Below are 16635 nucleotides of genomic sequence, written 5' to 3' on the forward strand. Positions count from 1 at the left end.
GCACCGCGTCTTGAATTCAAAGAGACGCCGATGCTACCTTAAAGGATGATTTGAATCAATAATGATTCATTTGCGGCTATGTAGACTTATTTTGACCAATAACAAGTCTTTACTTGATCAAATGACCAAAGTTTGTACAAAGTGAATCGACCATGATCCAATACCGGCCCAAGGGATAAGCACAAACGGGGAGGAAGCAATGTCTGAAGAAGCCGGCCACGAACGGCTGCTCGTCGCGCTGGCGCTTGCCATGGTGGACCAGCCGCGCGCGACGCTGCAGGAACTGGCCAAGGCGGTCGGCGTCAGCAAGGCGACCTTGTACCGGTTCTGCAAGACACGGGACCAATTGGTGTTGCGGCTCATGACGCACTGCGCGCACGTCATGAAGCAGGCGCTGGCGGATTCGCATCTGGAGACCGCCCCGCCGCGCGCGGCGCTGCGCAGCCTGATCGAACAGCATCTGGCGCACAAGGAGCTGACCGCGTTCCTGATCTACAACTGGAAGCCCGACACCGAACTGGAGCCGGACATCATGAACAGCTGGTCCGGGTATCAGGAAACGCTGGACGCGTTTTTCCTGCGAGGCCAGCGCGAAGGCGTCTTCCGCGTGGACATGACCGCCGCCGCGCTCAGCGAACTTTTGATTGCCGTCATCACCAGCATGGTGGACGCCGAGCGGCGCGGGCGCATCGCCCGCATGGGGATCGCCCAGGTCGCCGAACAGATGATGCTGCACGGCATCGCCGCCGAGCCCTCGGCGGCGCGGGGCTGATCGCGGGGTTGACCGCTACACAGCCGTCACCGGACGCCCATAAAACGGATAGTTCGGATCGTTGTAGCCGTGCGCGGACGCGTGGCCCGGCGTCACCCAGTCGTTCACCACGGTCTCGTCCTCGGGCGTGATCGTCACGTCCAGCGCCGCGTAGTAGTCGTCCATCTGCGCCAGCGTGCGCGGGCCGGCGATGACGGCCGTGACGACGGGATTGGCCAGCACCCAGGCGGTGGCGAAATGCCCCGGCTGCACGCCGCGCGCGGCACTGTGCTGGACGAGCTTTTGCGCGATCTGCAGCGACTCCTCGCGGAATTCGGTGGCCAGGATGCGGCGGTCGCCGCGCCCGGCGCGCGTATCCGCCGCGGGGGCCTGGCCCGGCAGGTACTTGCCCGTGAGCACGCCGCGCGCGATCGGGCTGTACGGCACCACGCCCAGCCCGTAATGCTTGCAGGCCGGCAGGATCTCGACCTCCGGTCCGCGGTTCAGCATGTTGTAGTAAGGCTGGCACACCACCGGCTGCGGCACGCCGAGTTTTTCGCACAGGCGCATCACTTCGGCGATGCGCCAGCCCCGGAAGTTCGACAGGCCGAAGCTGCGCAGCTTGCCCGCGCGGATCAGGTCGCCCAGCGCCCACAGCGCCTCTTCGAGGTTTTCCTCGTGGTAGTCGCGGTGCAGGTACAGGATGTCCATGAAATCCGTGCCCATGCGCGACAGGCTCTGCTCCACCCCGCGGATCAGCCACTGGCGCGAGTAATGCGCCAGGTTCGGCCCCTTGCCGACGGGATTGCCGATCTTGCTGGCCAGCACCCAGTCGTGGCGCTGGCCCTTGAGCAGCTTGCCAACCACCTCTTCCGAACGGCCCTCGTTGTAGACATCGGCCGTGTCGATGAAATTGAGCCCATGGTCGCGCGCCGACGCGACGATGCGCGCGGCCTCGTCATCGGGCGTCTGCTCTCCGAACATCATGGTGCCCAGGCAGAGCGGCGATACCCGGAGATTGCTGGTTCCCAGTCGGCGGTAATTCATGGCGTGTTCCTTGATCGGATGAAGAGGTCAGGCGTGGCCGCGCCGCAGCGCGGCCGAACGCCACATCTTGCCCGAAAAATCCTGACACGCCGCAAAACCCGCGCGGCGCGCCGGGCTTTGCGAGGTGTCAGACCCCCGCGCCAGCATCCACCGCGGCAAGGATCTTGCCGAAGAGCGCATCCGCATGCGCCGAGTTGAGCCAGCGCACGATCACCACCATCTTGCGCTCCGGCTCCACCCACGTGAAGGAACTGCCCGCGCCGACCCCGAAGAAGCTGGACGACGGCACGCTGGGAAACACCTTGCCCTCGTGGTTCAGCCAGATCAGGTAGCCGTAGTACGGCGCGATGTCGCACGGCGTGCGCATGGCCTGCAGCCATTCGCGCGACAGGATCTGCTGCCCATTGGCCTGGCCGTCGTTCAGCAGCATCTGGCCGATCAGCGCCTGGTCGTTGGCGCTGATGGACATGCCGCCGCCCCAGTGCGACCCGCCCGGCACGGACGGCATGCGCTGGCCGTCGATCTCGACCCAGGCGTTGTCGTAGCCCACCCACTGCCAGTCTTCGCTGCAGCCGATGGGGCGCGTGACCGCCTCGCGGAAGACCTCCGGCAGCGGCTTCCTGAACAGGTGCAGCAGCGCATACGACAGCTGGTTGATGCGCACGTCGTTGTATTCCCAGTACGTGCCGGGCGTCTGCAACGGGCGCGCATCGCCCTTCTTGCCGTCGGGCGGCACGCCGAAGGTGACGGCGCGGTAGCGGTCCGCCTGGTCCGACACGCCGAAGCGTTCGCCTTCCCACTCGCTGGTCTGCTGCAACAGGTGACGCCAGGTGATGGACGCGTTGCGGCCTTCGTCAAAGCCGATGCCCGGCACGCGCTTGCCCACGGGTTCGTCCACGTCGGGCAGCAGGCCGCGGTCATGGGCCACGCCCGCCAGGATGGCCAGGTACAGCTTGGCGACGCTGAAGGTCAGGTCGGCGCGGTCGGGCTCGCCCCAGGCGGCCACCGTCTTGCCGTCCACCACGACCACGCCGGACACCGGCCCGCGGTCATGGATGGGGCCGAGCAGGCGGTTCCAGGGCGGCGGATCATTCAGGTGCACGCCGAAATTGCCCTTGACGCTGCGGTCCCAGGGCGATTCGTGGTCATTGGCGAACTGGATCGCCTGCTGCATGAGCGTATTCATCGGTTCCCTCGTAGTGATTGGTTCAGCCCGCCGCGCGTTCCGGCGCGCGGGACAAGAATTCCATGGCCGCCTGCAGCCCGCCCGGGCGGTGCGGGACGCCGGCCGCGGCCAGCCCCATCTCCACCCCGGCCAGCGTGCCGCACAGCGTCAGATCGTTGAAATGGCCCAGGTGGCCAATGCGGAAGATGCGGTCGGAGAGTTTGCCCAGCCCCTGCCCCAGCGACATGTCGTAGCGGTCCAGGATCACCTTGCGCAGCGCGTCCGCGCCATGGCCCTCGGGCATCAGCACGGCGGTCAGCGCCGGACTGTGCGCGGCCGGGTCCAGGCTCAGCAGCTCCAGCCCCCAGGCCGCCACCGCCAGCCGCGTGGCGCGGGCGTGGCGCTCGTGGCGGGCGAACACGCTCGGCAGGCCTTCGGCGTGCAGCATCGCCAGCGCTTCGTGCAGGCCATACAGCAGGTTGGTCGACGGCGTGTAGGGGAAATAGCCCTTCTCGTTGGGTCCCAGCATCTCGCGCCAATCCCAGTAGGACCGCGGCAAACGGGCGGTCTCGGCCGCCGCCAGCGCGCGCGGCCCCACCGCGTTGAACGACAGGCCGGGCGGCAGCATCAGCCCCTTCTGCGAGCCCGCCACCGTGACGTCCACGCCCCATTCGTCGTGGCGGTAGTCGATGGAGCCCAGCGACGAAATCGTGTCCACCATCAGCAGCGCCGGGTGCCCGGTCTGGTCCATGGCGGCGCGCACCGCGGCGATGTCGCTGGTGACACCGGTGGACGTCTCGTTGTGCACCACGCAGACTGCCTTGATGCGGTGCTGGGCGTCGTCGGCCAGGCGGGCGCGGATGGCGTCCGGGTCCACCGGATGGCGCCAGTCGCCTTCGATGTTGTCGACGTCCAGGCCCAGGCGCCCGGCAAGCTTGCGCCACAGGCTGGCGAAATGGCCGGTCTCGACCATCAGCACGCGATCGCCGGGCGACAGCGTATTGACCAGCGCCGCCTCCCACGCCCCGGTGCCCGAGGCCGGAAAGATGACGACGGGGCCGTCGGTCTGGAAGACTTGCCTGATGCCCGCCAGCACCGCCCGCCCCAATGCCCCGAACTCGGGTCCGCGGTGATCGATGGTGGGCTGGTCGATGGCGCGCAGCACCCGGTCCGGCACGTTGGTGGGTCCGGGAATCTGCAGGAAATGCCGGCCAGACGGATGGGTGTTCAGCGTGAGCATGCGTGGCCCCAAAATGGATGTTTTGTATACCAGCCAGTGTGACGCGGCAGGCGAACCGCGCGCTGCCGGCAGGCGGATATGCGGCATGCGCCACTCTATCCCATTGTTTTTGCCCGCATAACCTAGGGTATGCACCCATCAGAGGGAAGACGAAGTCGGGTTTATAGTCTGCGAAAACAAGGGGAATTTTTGTATACCAATGCGCAGCGATCCTAGCCTGTTGCCGGATCACGCGATGGCCGATGCCTCGCCCGATCCCGCGCCGCAACCGGCGGCCCGTGCCGCCGGCGACGGCCGCACCCTGGCGGGCACGGCGGCGGGCGCGCTGCGCGAACGCATCATCCAGGGCGAGTTCCCGCCAGGCACACGGCTTAACGAACGCGCGCTGTGCGACCTGCTCGGCGTGTCGCGCACGCCGCTGCGCGAGGCGTTCCGCCTGCTGGCCGCCGAAGGCCTGGTGCAGATCGAACCCAACCGCGGCGCGCAGGTGGTGGCGCTGTCGCTGGCCAACATCCGCGAGATCTTCGAAGTCATCGGCGGCCTGGAAGCCATGTCTTGCCGGCTGGCCTGCGAACGCGCCTCGGTCGTGGAGATCGCGGAGATCCGCGCGCTGACCTTCGAAATGATGGCCAGCCATGCCCGCCACGATCTGCCGACGTACTTCCGGATCAACCGGGAAATCCACGAACGCATCAGCCTGGCTGCCCACAACAGCCTGCTGAAACAGCTTTACGACGCGCAGAACGCACGAATTCAGAACCTGCGCTTCGTGTCGAATGAAAACCGCCAGAAATGGGATCTGGCGATGCGCGAACACATAGAAATGGCAGAGGCCCTGGCCGCGCGTGACGCGGACCGGCTGGCAGCCATCATGCGGCAGCACCTGCAGCGCAAATGCGAGGCGGCGCTCAAAAGCCGGAGCGAGACGATAGATACGCAACACATGTAGTGTCTTCAAGAGGAGCCTTCACCATGGCTGATTGTCGCTTCACACCTTATCGCTTCACCCCCGCTGCACCCGCGCTGTCCTCCCGCCGCATCCCTGCGCTCAAGTCCCTGGCCGCCGCCCTGCTTGCCTGCGCCGCCCTGGCCACCCAGCCGGCGCTTGCCGGCAAGAAAGACGACACCTTGCGCATGGCCTACGACCAGGCGCCGGAAAGCGTCGATCCCTACTTCAACAACGTGCGCATCGGCGTCATCATCGCGGCCAACGTGTGGGACACCCTGCTCTACCGCGATCCCGTCACCAATGAGTACAAGGGCCAGCTTGCCAAGAGCTGGAAGCAGATCGACGACAAGACCATGGAATTCGAGCTGCGCCAAGGCGTCAAATTCCACAACGGCGAGGAGTTCGACGCCGACTCGGTCGTGTACACGCTGAACTTCGTGGCCGACCCCAAGAACAAGGCGGTCACGCAGCAGAACGTGTCGTGGATCGACAAGGTCGAGAAGATCGACAAATACACGGTGCGCCTGACCACCAAGCAGCCCTTCCCCGGCGCCAAGGAATACCTGTCCACCACGGCCGCCATCCATCCCGCCAAGTACTACCAGGAAGTCGGCCCCAAGGGCATGAACGCCAAGCCGGTCGGATCGGGTCCCTACAAGGTGGTGGACTACCAGCCCGGCAAGTCCATCACCCTGGAACGCAATGCCGACTATTTCAAGGACTCGCCCAAGGCGCAGCCCAAGATCGGCAAGGTGGTCATCCGCTTCATCCCCGACCGCCAGACGCAGATGGCGGAAGTGATCTCGGGCGGCGAAGACCTGATCATGAGCGTGCCCAAGGACCAGGCCGAACAGCTGGGCGGCATGCCCAACCTGCAGATGGTCACGGGCAACACCATGCGCATCGTGTTCATGCAGATGAACATCCTGGAGGGCACGCCCGCGCCGCAGCTCAAGGACGAGCGCGTGCGCCGCGCCATCATCCACGCGATCGACCGCGAATCCATGCTCAAGAACATCGTGGGCGAAGGCGGCGGGCTCATCAATACCATCTGCACGCCCTCGCAGGTCGGCTGCACGCAGGAAGGCGCGCCGACCTACAAGTACGATCCGGCGCAGGCCAAGAAGCTGCTGGCCGAGGCGGGCTATCCCAATGGCTTTGACATCGACATCGTGGCCTACCGCGAGCGCAACCAGACCGAGGCCATCATCAATTACCTGCAGGCCGTCGGCATCCGGGCCAAGCTGAACTTCCTGCAGTACGCCGCCATGCGCGACATGATCCGCGCCAACAAGGCGTCGCTCACGCACCAGACCTGGGGCTCGAACCTGGTCAACGACGTGTCCGCGTCCACGCCGGTGTACTTCGCCTTCGGCAACGACGACATCACCCGCGATCCCAAGGTGCGCGACCTGCTCAACAAGGGCGACCACACGATCGATCTCGCGCCGCGCAAGGCAGCCTACAAAGAGGCGCTGGACATCATCGCGGAAAAGGCCTACGCGGTGCCGCTGTGGACGCTGCCCGCCTACTACGTCGCCACCAAGGACGTGAACTTCAAGCCCTACTCGGATGAGCTGGTGCGCTTCTGGGACATGAGCTGGAAGTAAGGCGCGGTCCGCGCCGGGCCGGCCCCATGCCTGCCCGGCGCTGCTGAACAGAGAGGTAGTCCTATGCTTTATTTCACGCTGAGGCGCCTGGGCCTGGCGGCCCTGGTGGCGCTGACCGTGTCCGTCCTGGCGTTCCTGCTGCTGCACCTGTCGGGCGATCCGGCGCTGGCCCTGGCCGGCGAAGGCGCGCGGCAGGCCGACATCGACTTGATCCGCAAGACCTACGGGCTGGACCGGCCCATCATCGTCCAGTACGCCGACTGGCTCTGGCACATCCTGCAGGGCGACTTCGGCACCTCGGTGTACTTCAAGACCGAGGCCGGACCGCTGATCCTGTCCAAGCTGGCCACCACGCTCAAGCTGGGCATGGCCGCGCTGGCCTTCGCGCTCCTGATCTCGATTCCGCTGGGCGTGCTGGCCGCGCTGTACAAGGGCAGCCTGATCGACCGCTTGTGCCTGGCCATCGCCGTGCTGGGCCAGGCGCTGCCGAATTTCTTCTTCGCGCTGATCCTGATCATGCTGTTCTCCATTTCGCTGCGCATCCTGCCGGTGTCGGGCAGCGGCACGTGGCAGCACTTCGTCATGCCGGCGATCGCGCTGGGCTACTACGTGGCGCCGGCCTTCATGCGCCTGATCCGCGCGGGGATGATCGAGGTGCTGGGCGCCGACTACATCCGCACCGCGCGGGCCAAGGGCCTGCCGGCCAGGAAGATCATCTTCAAGCACGCCCTGCGCAATGCCATCGTCCCGGTCGTGGCGCTGGCCGCGGTGCAACTGGGCTACCTGCTGGGCGGCTCGGTCGTCATCGAGACCATCTTCGCGCTGGACGGCCTGGGGTACCTCGCCTACCAGAGCATCACGTACAAGGACTACCCGGTCATGCAGCTCATCGTGCTGCTGCTGTCGGTGCTGTACGTGTTGCTGACGCTCGCCAGCGACGTGGCCAACGCGTGGCTCGATCCGCGCATCCGGGTGTCCTGACATGAACACGCCTATCCTCACTCCTTCCGCGCCCGGCGCGCCCGCCCCGGCGCCGCTGGAACTGTCCGCCTCCGCGCTGCGCTGGCGCCGGCTGCGCCGCAACAAGGCGCTTTTGGCCGGCGGCGGCATCCTGCTCGTCATCGTGCTGATCGCGCTGCTGGCGCCATGGATCTCGCCGCACGATCCCTACTTCCAGGACCTGGCCTACCGTACCGCGCCGCCCGTCTGGTATGAAAAAGGCACCTGGCTGCACCCGCTGGGCACCGACCAGCTCGGGCGCGACTACATGTCGCGGCTCTTCTACGGTGCGCGCATTTCGCTCCTGATCGGCATCAGCGTGGCGCTCATCTCGGGGCTCATCGGCACCGCGATGGGCATGGCCGCCGGCTACTTCGGCGGCAAGGTCGACATGGCCGTGTCGTTCCTCATCACCACGCGCCTGTCCATGCCGGTGATCCTGGTGGCGCTGGCCACCGTGGCCATCGTCGGCGGATCGCTGTGGGTGGTGATCCTGGTGCTGGGCCTGCTCAAATGGGACCGCTACGCCGTGGTGATGCGCAGCGCCACGCAGCAGGTGCGCTCGCTGGAATACGTGGCCGCGGCGCAGGCCGCGGGCGCCAGCACCTGGCGCATCGTCTGGGGCGAGGTCCTGCCCAACGTGGTGCCGCAGCTCATCGTGATCGCCACCCTGGAAGCGGCCAGCGCCATCCTGCTTGAGGCGTCGCTGTCGTTCCTGGGCCTGGGCGTGCAACCGCCGCTGCCGTCCTGGGGCCTGATGATCTCCGAAGCCAAGGCCTACATGTTCTTCTCGTTCTGGCTGATCGCCATCCCGGGATCGGCCCTGGCGCTCCTGATCTTCGCGATCAACCTGGCCGGCGACGGCCTGCATCAACTCCTGACGCCTGAAGAGAGGGCCTGAGCATGAACAGCACGGATATCGTCCTGGACGTCCAGGGCCTGACGGTCGACATCGCCACGCCGCGCGGCGCGCTGCACGCGGTGCGCGACGTGTCCTTCCAGGTCCGCCGCGGCGAAACGCTGTGCCTCGTGGGGGAATCGGGCTGCGGCAAGTCCATGACCTCGCTGGCCATCATGGGCCTCTTGCCCAAGGCCGCCCGGCGCAGCACGCGCCGGCTGGCGGTGCTGGGCGAGGACCTGTCCACGGCGCGCGGCCGGCGCATCAACGCGCTGCGCGGCAGCAAGATGGCAATGATCTTCCAGGAGCCCATGACGGCGCTCAACCCCGCCTACGCCATCGGCGAACAGCTCACCGAACACTACATCCACCACCGCAAGGCGAGCAGCCAGCAGGCGCGCGACCGGGCCGTGGAGCTGCTGGAGAAGGTCGGCATCGCGTCGGCCGGCCAGCGCCTGGGGCAGTATCCGCACCAGTTGTCGGGCGGGCTGCGCCAGCGCGTCATGATCGCGATGGCGCTGATGTGCGGTCCGGAGCTCCTGATCGCCGACGAGCCCAGCACCGCGCTGGACGTCACCATCCAGGCGCAGATCCTGCGGCTGCTGGCCGACCTGCAGGCCGAACTGGGCATCGCGATGGTGCTGATCACGCACGATCTGGGCGTGGTGGCGCGCATCGCGCGGCAGGTGGCGGTGATGTACGCGGGGCAGATCGTCGAGGAAGGCCCCGTGGCCGACATCTTCGCCACGCCGCACCACCCCTACACGCAGGGGCTCCTGGGCTGTATTCCCGTTCCCGGTCGCACGGCGCCCGGCCAGGCGCTGGGCACCATTCCCGGCGTCGTGCCGTCGCTGGTGGGCGAGCTGCGCGGGTGCGCCTTCGCCGACCGTTGCCCGCATGCCCAGCCGCAATGCAGGCAAGCGGTTCCCGTCCACGGCCAGGCGACTGGCCAGCAATGGCGCTGCATCCTGGGCGCCGAAGGAGTGCCGGCATGAGCGCGCTGCTGCAAGCCGACGCCGTCAGCCGGCAATTCACCGTCCGCGCGGGGATGTTCCGCCCGCGCGCCACCCTGCACGCGGTCAATGGCGTGGACCTGGCCGTGGACCGCGGCGCGGTGCTGGGCATCGTGGGCGAGTCCGGCTGCGGCAAGTCCACGCTGGCGCGCATGCTGCTGGGCCTGACCCCACCGAGCGAAGGCGCCATCCGCCTGGAAGGCCAGGACATCCGCCAGATAGACCGGCGCGCGCTGGCCCGGCGCGTGCAGCCCATCTTCCAGGATCCGTATTCGTCGCTCAACCCGCGCCGCTCCATCGCCTCCATCGTGTCCCTGCCGCTGGAGGTGCATGGCATCCCCAATCCCAAGATGCACAAGGCCATCGACATGCTGGAGCGCGTGGGCCTGCCGCCCCGGCTGGCCCACAACACGCCGGGCCAACTGTCCGGCGGACAGCGCCAGCGCGTGGCGATCGCGCGCGCGCTGGTGATGCAACCCGAGATCGTGATCTGCGACGAGCCGACCTCCGCGCTGGACGTGTCGGTGCAGGCGCAGATCATGAACCTGCTGATGGATCTGCGGCGCGACTTCAACCTGACCTATGTCTTCATCAGCCACAACCTGGCGGTGGTCGAGCACATCGCCACCCACGTAGCCGTGATGTACCTGGGCCGCGTGGTGGAATCGGCCCCCACCGCCCGCCTCTTCCATGACCCGCGCCACCCCTACACGCAGGCGCTGCTGGCGTCGGTGCTGACGCCCGAGCCCGGCCTGGGCATTCCCGACATGGGCCTGGGCCTGTCGTTCCCCGATCCGCTGCACCCGCCTTCCGGCTGCCCTTTCCATCCGCGCTGCCAGCACGCCATGGCGCAATGCAAGACCGAGCGCCCCGCGCTGGCCGAGCGCGACGGCGCGCTCGTCGCCTGCCACCTCTATCCGTCCGTCACCCCCACTTCCCAGGGAGTTACCCAGCCATGACCCGCGCACACGCCATCGCCCAGGCGGAACAATGCTTTGATTCCGGCGCCTTCCGCGCATTGCTGGCGCGCCGGCTGGCGCTGCCCACCGAAAGCCAGAACCCGGAACGCGCCGCCGTGCTGGCGGACTACCTCGAGTCCGAGATCCGCCCGGCCTTCGAGGCCCTGGGCTTTACCTGCCGCACCCTCACGCATCCGAAGGCGCTGGCGCCCTTTCTCTATGCCGAGCGCATCGAGGATCCCGCCCTGCCCACCGTGCTGGGCTACGGGCATGGCGACGTCATCCGGGGCCTGGAACGCGAATGGAAGGAAGGCCTGTCGCCGTGGGCGCTGACCGAGGCCGAAGGCCGCTGGTACGGCCGCGGCATCGCCGACAACAAGGGCCAGCACACCATCAACATGGAGGCCCTGCGGCTGGTGCTGGAAACGCGCGGCGCGCTGGGCTTTAACGCCAAGTACCTGATCGAGATGGGCGAGGAAACCGGCTCCATGGGCCTGCGCGAACTGTGCGCCGAGCATCGGGACCTGCTGGCGGCCGATCTGCTGATCGCCTCGGACGGCCCGCGCCTGAGCGCCAATCGGCCCACCATTTTCCTGGGCGCGCGCGGCAGCCTGAATTTCGACCTCACGATCGAGGCGCGCGCCGGCGGCCATCATTCCGGCAACTGGGGCGGACTGATTTCCAACCCCGGCCTGCAGCTTGCCCACGCGATCGCCAGCATCGCCTCGCCCACCGGCAAGATCCTCATCCCCGAGTGGGTGCCCAAGGCGCTGCCGGCCGCCGTGCGGCGCGCGCTCGCCGACTGCGAAGTCGACGGCGGCGCGGACGGCCCCGACATCGAGCCCGACTGGGGCGAACCGGGCCTGTCGCCCGCCGAGCGCGTGTTCGGCTGGTGCTCGTTCGAGGTGCTGGCCTACAAGACCGGCAACCCCGACACGCCCGTCAATGCCATCCCGCCGCGCGCCTGGGCGCGCTGCCAGTTGCGCTTCGTGGTGGGCGTGGACCCCGACGACCTCATCCCCGCCCTGCGCCGGCACCTGGACAGCCACGGCTTTCCGATGGTCAAGATCTCCCTGACCCGCGAATCCATGTTCCGCGCGACGCGCATCGATCCCGACGACGCCTGGGTGCGCTGGGCCGTGGAATCGCTGGAACGCACGTCGGGCCAGAAGGCCGCGCTGCTGCCCAACCTGGGCGGCTCGCTGCCCAACGACATCTTCACCGACGTGCTGGGCCTGCGCACGATCTGGGTGCCCCACTCCTATCCCGGCTGCTCGCAGCACGCGCCCAACGAACACCTGCCGCCGGCACTGCTGCGGCAGGCGCTCAGCCTGATGACCGGGCTGTACTGGGATCTGGGCGCGGGGAATACGCCCGCGATCAGTAGTCCCAGATGACCGGAACCCAGCGGAACGCATCGCCTTCCACCGCCACCCGTCCCACGGACGGGAACGGCAGGTGCGCCGCCACGAGCAGGCCCTTGTTTTCGGCCAGTTCGTTAAAGAGCGCAAAGCGCACACGGGCCGATTCCACCGGGTCGTGCTCGAAGCCGTTGTGCCATTCGGGATGGTCAAAGCCCACGGGGAACACGGCGTCGCCGGCAAACGTCAGGCGCTCGCCGCCCGAGACCAGGTCCACCACGCAGTGGCCGGGCGTGTGCCCGCCGGTCAGGCGCACGGTCACGCCCGGGGCCACTTCGTGGCGGTCCTCGAAGACGCGGATCCGGTCGCGGTACGTCTCGTAGAAGCTCGTCGCGGTCGAGCGCAGCACCGCGGGCACCGGCTTGGGCATGACCGTCTGAGAAAAGTCCGGCGAGGTCCAGAACGCGACCTCGGTCGCATTCACATGGATGCGCACATCGGGGCGCAGGCGCTCCTTGACGCCGGGGACCAGCAGCCCGCCCACGTGATCCATGTGCATGTGCGTAATGATCACGTCCGTCACGGTTTCGAGCGGGATGCCGGCCGAGGCCAGCCGTTGCGGGAACATGCCCGCGCGCGGAAAGCCCGGGAACTGGCCGCCCAGCCCCGCGTCGATAAGAATGGTCTGGTCGCCGCTGCGCGCCACCATCACGTTCAGCGGCCAGTCGAAGGCGTCCGGCGGCATGAACATATGATCCAGCCAGACGGCCAGGTCAGCGGGATCGGCGTTGGTCGCCATGGTTGAGGTGGGCAGCGGCAGCACGCCGTCGCTGACGACCAGCGCGTCGATGTCGCCGATCTGCACGGCGTAGCGGGACGGGACCCGGTCGATGGGTTCCTGGGTGATGGAATCCTGGGTGTCTGCGGAATACATGGCGAAAGCTCCTTGATGGCGGGCGAACAGGCCGTGCGGCACCCCGGGGTCGCATGCATCCTTGATGGGGGCCTCAGGCAGGGAAGAGACAGTGAGGGCATCGTAGGACCGGGGCCGTGCGCGCGGTAGACACGGCGCCGGAAGCACGATGTTGTGCGATGCGCACCAATGCGCGCGGGCAAGCCGTGATCACGTCGCGCAATCTCGGTTACGCTTGCGGCCTTTCACCATCCGCCGAACCTTCATGAAATCGCTTTCCCTCGCACTCGCCGCCGCGGCCTGCGCCCTGCAGCCTTCGCTGGCCCACGCCGCCTACACGCCCAGCGCCAAAGAAAAAGCCGTGCTCGAATACGCCATCCGTGAAGAGCACGATGGCTTGCTCCTGGCCGAGCGCCGCCTGCTGGGCCGCCAAATGGACCTGGCCCGCGTCGATGCCGAGGTCGTCTCCGACATGTACGCGACGGGCCCCAAAAAGCAATTGCCGGCCGTGATCGAAGAAGCCTTCGTGCTGAAGGCCAAGATCGATGCCGCCGCGGCGCAGGCCGGGGTGCTCACTTTCGCCGGCACCAGCGGCGCCACGGTGCGCGTCGCCCTGCCCGCGGGCGTCGCGCCCGCCGAGGCGATGCTCCTGTGCCGCAAGCTGGCGTGGGCCGAGGGCGTGGTGACGTTCTCGCAATGCCAGGACTGGAAGACCGTCGCTGAAAAGACCGTCGCGACGTTCCGCGCCGACATCGCCGGCTTTCTGCAAGGCAAGCCCACCAACAAGCACGTCGCGCAGTTCGTCATCGACTACTTCGTGGTCGCGGGCGACATGCCGGCAAAGTCCGGCTGCCCCGACGACCGCGCGGCGTGCGACCAGGCCATCCGCAAGACCGACATGACGCAGGCCGGATACCAGGCCGTCGAAAAACGCCTGCGGGCCGCAGGCGTCAAGGTCATCGACTGAAGACCGTCACGACGTCCGGGCGGGTGCCGCGTCGGGCTCCTCCCGCGCCTCCAGCTCATTGCCCAGCACCTCGGCCGAATCCTCGCCGGCCGCCTCCGGCTTGAGCCGGCGGCGCGTATGGCCCGCGGCGCGGGCGTCGTCGCCCTCGTCCGCGCGTTCAGTCTGCAAGGCCACGTTGGCAGGCGGCGCGTAACCGCGCTTGTCCTGCCCGAAGTAAACCACCGTGTGCGGGTACGGCAGCTCGATGCCGGCGGCGTCGAAATGCTTCTTGAGCAGCCGGTTGTAGCCGCGCTGCACCGCCCACTGCATGCCGGGCGTGGTCTTGATCAGGATGCGTATCGTCACGCCCTTGTCGTTGACCGCCGTGACGCCGGCCACCGTCATCTCTTCCAGGATCTCCGGTCCCAGCACCGAATCCGTCATCAGCTCGGCAAAGGCCGCGCGCAGATGCTCGATCGCGTCGTCGATGCTTTCGCGGTGCGCAATGGTGTATTCGCCCAGGTGGTAAGAGAAGTCGCGCATATGGTTGGCCACCACATCCACCGACGAGAACGGCACGAGGTGATAACCGCCATCCAGCGTGCGGATGCCGACAGAGCGGATGGTCATCTTCTCGACGGTGCCGAACACGCCCGCCACCTGCACCACGTCGTTCTCGTTCATCCCGTTCTCAAGCTGGATGAAAACGCCGGTGATGATGTCCTGCACCAGCTTCTGCGCACCAAACCCGATGGCCAGGCCGACCACGCCGGCGCCGGCGATCAGCGGACCGACGTCGATGCCGATCTGCGACAGCAGCACCATCAACGTCATCGTCACGATGACGATCAGCGCCGCGTTGCGGAACAGCGCCAGCAGCGTGCGTTCGCGCGCGCTGGGCATGCCGCGCTCTTCGCTCTGGCTCAGGCGATGCTCGATGATGCTGGCGATGACGGTCCAGGCCAGCGTGGCGATCAGCAGCACGATGACGATGTTCAGCACCACCTTGATCGCGGCGGCCCCGGCGTCCGAGGCCAGCCAGCGCGACAGGTCGAAGGCCTGCCACGCATCCAGGATCAGCAGCACGATGACGATGCGGATGATCCAGCCGACCCCTTTCAGCGTGGCCGGCACGTAGGCGTTGACGCGCGCCTCCAGCAGCGGCAGGCGCCGCCGCAGGTCGTCCGACAGTCGGATGGGCTTGGCCAGCACGGTATTGAGCAGCAGGATCAGCAGGCTGCCCACGCCGATGACCAGCAGGGTCTGCGCCGTGGCGCGGGCCATGAACGGCAGCGCGTTGGTCGGATCGACCTGGCTGACCACCAGCAGGATCGTGAAATAGCCGATCCCCAACACGTGCCAGACGCGCGACAGGAAACGCAGCCTCGATCCCATGAACGTGGCCGCCCCCGCGGCGCGCCGGTCCAGGCGCTCGCGCACGGCCCGGCGGTTCTGCCAGATGACGCGCACGGCATAGATGTACACCGCCAGCATGATGAGCATGGTCGCCAGCCGCCCCAGCGCCGGCGATAGCGTCGCCGCCATCACGGGACCGACCAGCAGCGTGCCGTAGCCGGCCATCGCCGCAATGCGCAACAGCCAGCCGCACCAGTACCTGGCCAGTTCATCCGACATGGGCAGCAGCCGCAGGTGCGGATGGCGGACGGCGAACACCGTGCGGATCAGCACCTTGACGATCTCCACCGCCACGAACGCCTGCAGGAACACGGCCGCCAGCGCATCCAGCGCGCCGCGCCCGGGCGTGCCCCACAGCGCCGCGGCGCCGCCCGCCATGACGGCCAGCATCACGACAACCACGTCGATCGCCAGCGCCCCCACGATCGCGCCCGCCCGGCGGGCCAGCACGCGCATGGACGCGGGCGCGCCCCGTGCGGGTGACGCCGCCGCGCCGCAGCCCAGCTCGGCCACCCAATGGTCGATCCGGGTGTAGATGCGCATGGCGATCATGCGCAGCAGGAGGAACGCGACGAGCGTGACCACGGCGGCCAATGCCAGCGGCAGCAGCGCGGCGCCCGCGGTGCCGCTGTCCAGGCGCAGGCTGCGGCCCGAGGCCAGCGCGCGCATGTCGTCGACGCCCTGCCCCATGTCGGCGGCCACGCCGGTCAGGAAGCGTTGCACGCCGTCGGTCATGCGCTCAAGCAGCGTGGGTTCGGCCGGCTCGGCAGGCGGCGCCTGCGATGACGCGGTCCGCACCGGCGCCGTTCCGCCAGCCGCCGGCTTGTCCCCGGCCGCCTGCGCACGCAACTGGTCGATCAGGGCCTGGCGAGCCTCGGGATTGTCCAGCAGGTCGGCCAGCGCGGCGGGCGTCAGCGCCGGAGACGCGGCCGCGGGTTCCTGTGTCTGGGTCTGTGACAGCAGCGGAAGCGCGGCCTTGGCGGGTGCGTGCCAGAGCAACGACAGGCAACTCAGCATCGCCCCCAGCAGCAGGACCGCCAGCCAGGGCCTCTCCCGTCTGCGCCGCCAGGAAATGGCGGCGTGATGGCGGGTGGGAAGGGATAGGGATGCTGTCGTTGAGGATCGAACCACTAATGAATCTCCTCTGCGATCAGGGCATGAATGTCAGGCAATAAAGCGGGCACGCGAACAAGGTCGCGTGCTTGGGCACAGGGCACATGATAAAGCCCATGGGTCTGTCCCCGAGGGCGCGGGCGGTGTGGTGCGAGGGGGAGCATGGGCTGGGGCGCCGGGTTCGCGGGATCTGGCGTGACGTCGGCGCCGCCAACTGAGTCACCGTCACGCGTCGTCGCTCCATTCCTGCAGCGC

The 16635-nt window shown here is 67.6% G+C and carries 14 protein-coding genes; 9 read left to right on the forward strand and 5 right to left on the reverse strand.

Features of this window, described 5'->3' with window-relative positions:
• Positions 1 to 199 precede the first annotated feature (199 nt).
• Positions 200 to 772: a TetR/AcrR family transcriptional regulator gene (locus ACZ50Q_RS16480; RefSeq protein ID WP_092575356.1), complete on the forward strand. Its 573-nt coding sequence runs from the start codon at positions 200 to 202 to the stop codon at positions 770 to 772.
• Between the two features lie 15 nt (positions 773 to 787).
• Here the strand turns inward: ACZ50Q_RS16480 and ACZ50Q_RS16485 are convergent, their stop codons facing one another.
• The 3 genes from ACZ50Q_RS16485 to ACZ50Q_RS16495 all read right to left on the reverse strand — a co-directional run bounded on the left by ACZ50Q_RS16485 (position 788) and on the right by ACZ50Q_RS16495 (position 4203).
• Positions 788 to 1798: an aldo/keto reductase gene (locus tag ACZ50Q_RS16485; protein WP_464078991.1), complete on the reverse strand. Its 1011-nt coding sequence runs from the start codon at positions 1796 to 1798 to the stop codon at positions 788 to 790.
• Positions 1799 to 1925: 127 nt separating this feature from the next.
• Entirely contained in the window at positions 1926 to 2984 is a 1059-nt protein-coding gene (locus tag ACZ50Q_RS16490) for a serine hydrolase domain-containing protein (RefSeq protein WP_076521158.1), read from the reverse strand.
• A 22-nt stretch (positions 2985 to 3006) separates the two neighbouring features.
• Entirely contained in the window at positions 3007 to 4203 is a 1197-nt protein-coding gene (locus tag ACZ50Q_RS16495) for a pyridoxal-phosphate-dependent aminotransferase family protein (protein WP_464078992.1), read from the reverse strand.
• A gap of 235 nt (positions 4204 to 4438) precedes the next feature.
• On the opposite strand from ACZ50Q_RS16495, the gene ACZ50Q_RS16500 reads away from it, so the two are divergent.
• The 7 genes from ACZ50Q_RS16500 (at position 4439) to ACZ50Q_RS16530 (ending at position 12028) form a co-directional block, all read left to right on the forward strand.
• The gene (locus tag ACZ50Q_RS16500) at positions 4439 to 5152 is read left to right on the forward strand and encodes a GntR family transcriptional regulator (protein WP_371466541.1); all 714 of its coding nucleotides are present in this window, start codon (positions 4439 to 4441) and stop codon (positions 5150 to 5152) included.
• A 23-nt stretch (positions 5153 to 5175) separates the two neighbouring features.
• A complete protein-coding gene (locus ACZ50Q_RS16505) occupies positions 5176 to 6762 on the forward strand; it encodes an ABC transporter substrate-binding protein (RefSeq protein ID WP_464078993.1) in 1587 nt (528 codons plus the stop codon).
• A 63-nt stretch (positions 6763 to 6825) separates the two neighbouring features.
• Complete coding sequence (locus tag ACZ50Q_RS16510; protein ID WP_464078994.1) at positions 6826 to 7743, forward strand: ABC transporter permease; 918 nt, start codon at positions 6826 to 6828, stop codon at positions 7741 to 7743.
• A gap of 1 nt (position 7744) precedes the next feature.
• A complete protein-coding gene (locus ACZ50Q_RS16515) occupies positions 7745 to 8662 on the forward strand; it encodes an ABC transporter permease (RefSeq protein WP_076521162.1) in 918 nt (305 codons plus the stop codon).
• Between the two features lie 2 nt (positions 8663 to 8664).
• Complete coding sequence (locus ACZ50Q_RS16520) at positions 8665 to 9654, forward strand: ABC transporter ATP-binding protein (protein WP_076521163.1); 990 nt, start codon at positions 8665 to 8667, stop codon at positions 9652 to 9654.
• Entirely contained in the window at positions 9651 to 10631 is a 981-nt protein-coding gene (locus tag ACZ50Q_RS16525) for an ABC transporter ATP-binding protein (protein ID WP_092575346.1), read from the forward strand. The genes ACZ50Q_RS16520 and ACZ50Q_RS16525 overlap by 4 nt, the downstream gene beginning before the upstream one ends.
• Entirely contained in the window at positions 10628 to 12028 is a 1401-nt protein-coding gene (locus ACZ50Q_RS16530) for a M20 family metallopeptidase (protein WP_464078995.1), read from the forward strand. Before ACZ50Q_RS16525 ends, ACZ50Q_RS16530 begins: the two co-directional genes overlap by 4 nt.
• On the opposite strand, the gene ACZ50Q_RS16535 is transcribed toward ACZ50Q_RS16530, so the two are convergent.
• On the reverse strand, positions 12012 to 12926 hold the full coding sequence (locus ACZ50Q_RS16535) for an MBL fold metallo-hydrolase (RefSeq protein ID WP_464078996.1): 915 nt from the start codon (positions 12924 to 12926) through the stop codon (positions 12012 to 12014). The genes ACZ50Q_RS16530 and ACZ50Q_RS16535 overlap by 17 nt on opposite strands.
• A 244-nt stretch (positions 12927 to 13170) precedes the next feature.
• Between ACZ50Q_RS16535 and ACZ50Q_RS16540 the strand changes: the two genes are divergently transcribed.
• Positions 13171 to 13872 carry a hypothetical protein gene (locus ACZ50Q_RS16540; protein WP_464078997.1) on the forward strand — a complete coding sequence of 234 codons (702 nt, stop codon included), beginning with the start codon at positions 13171 to 13173 and terminating at the stop codon, positions 13870 to 13872.
• 6 nt (positions 13873 to 13878) lie between these two features.
• Here the strand turns inward: ACZ50Q_RS16540 and ACZ50Q_RS16545 are convergent, their stop codons facing one another.
• On the reverse strand, positions 13879 to 16284 hold the full coding sequence (locus tag ACZ50Q_RS16545) for a mechanosensitive ion channel domain-containing protein (RefSeq protein WP_464082007.1): 2406 nt from the start codon (positions 16282 to 16284) through the stop codon (positions 13879 to 13881).
• Between the last annotated feature and the right edge of the window lie 351 nt (positions 16285 to 16635).

It is taken from the genome of Achromobacter sp. T5-5 (assembly GCF_055397965.1).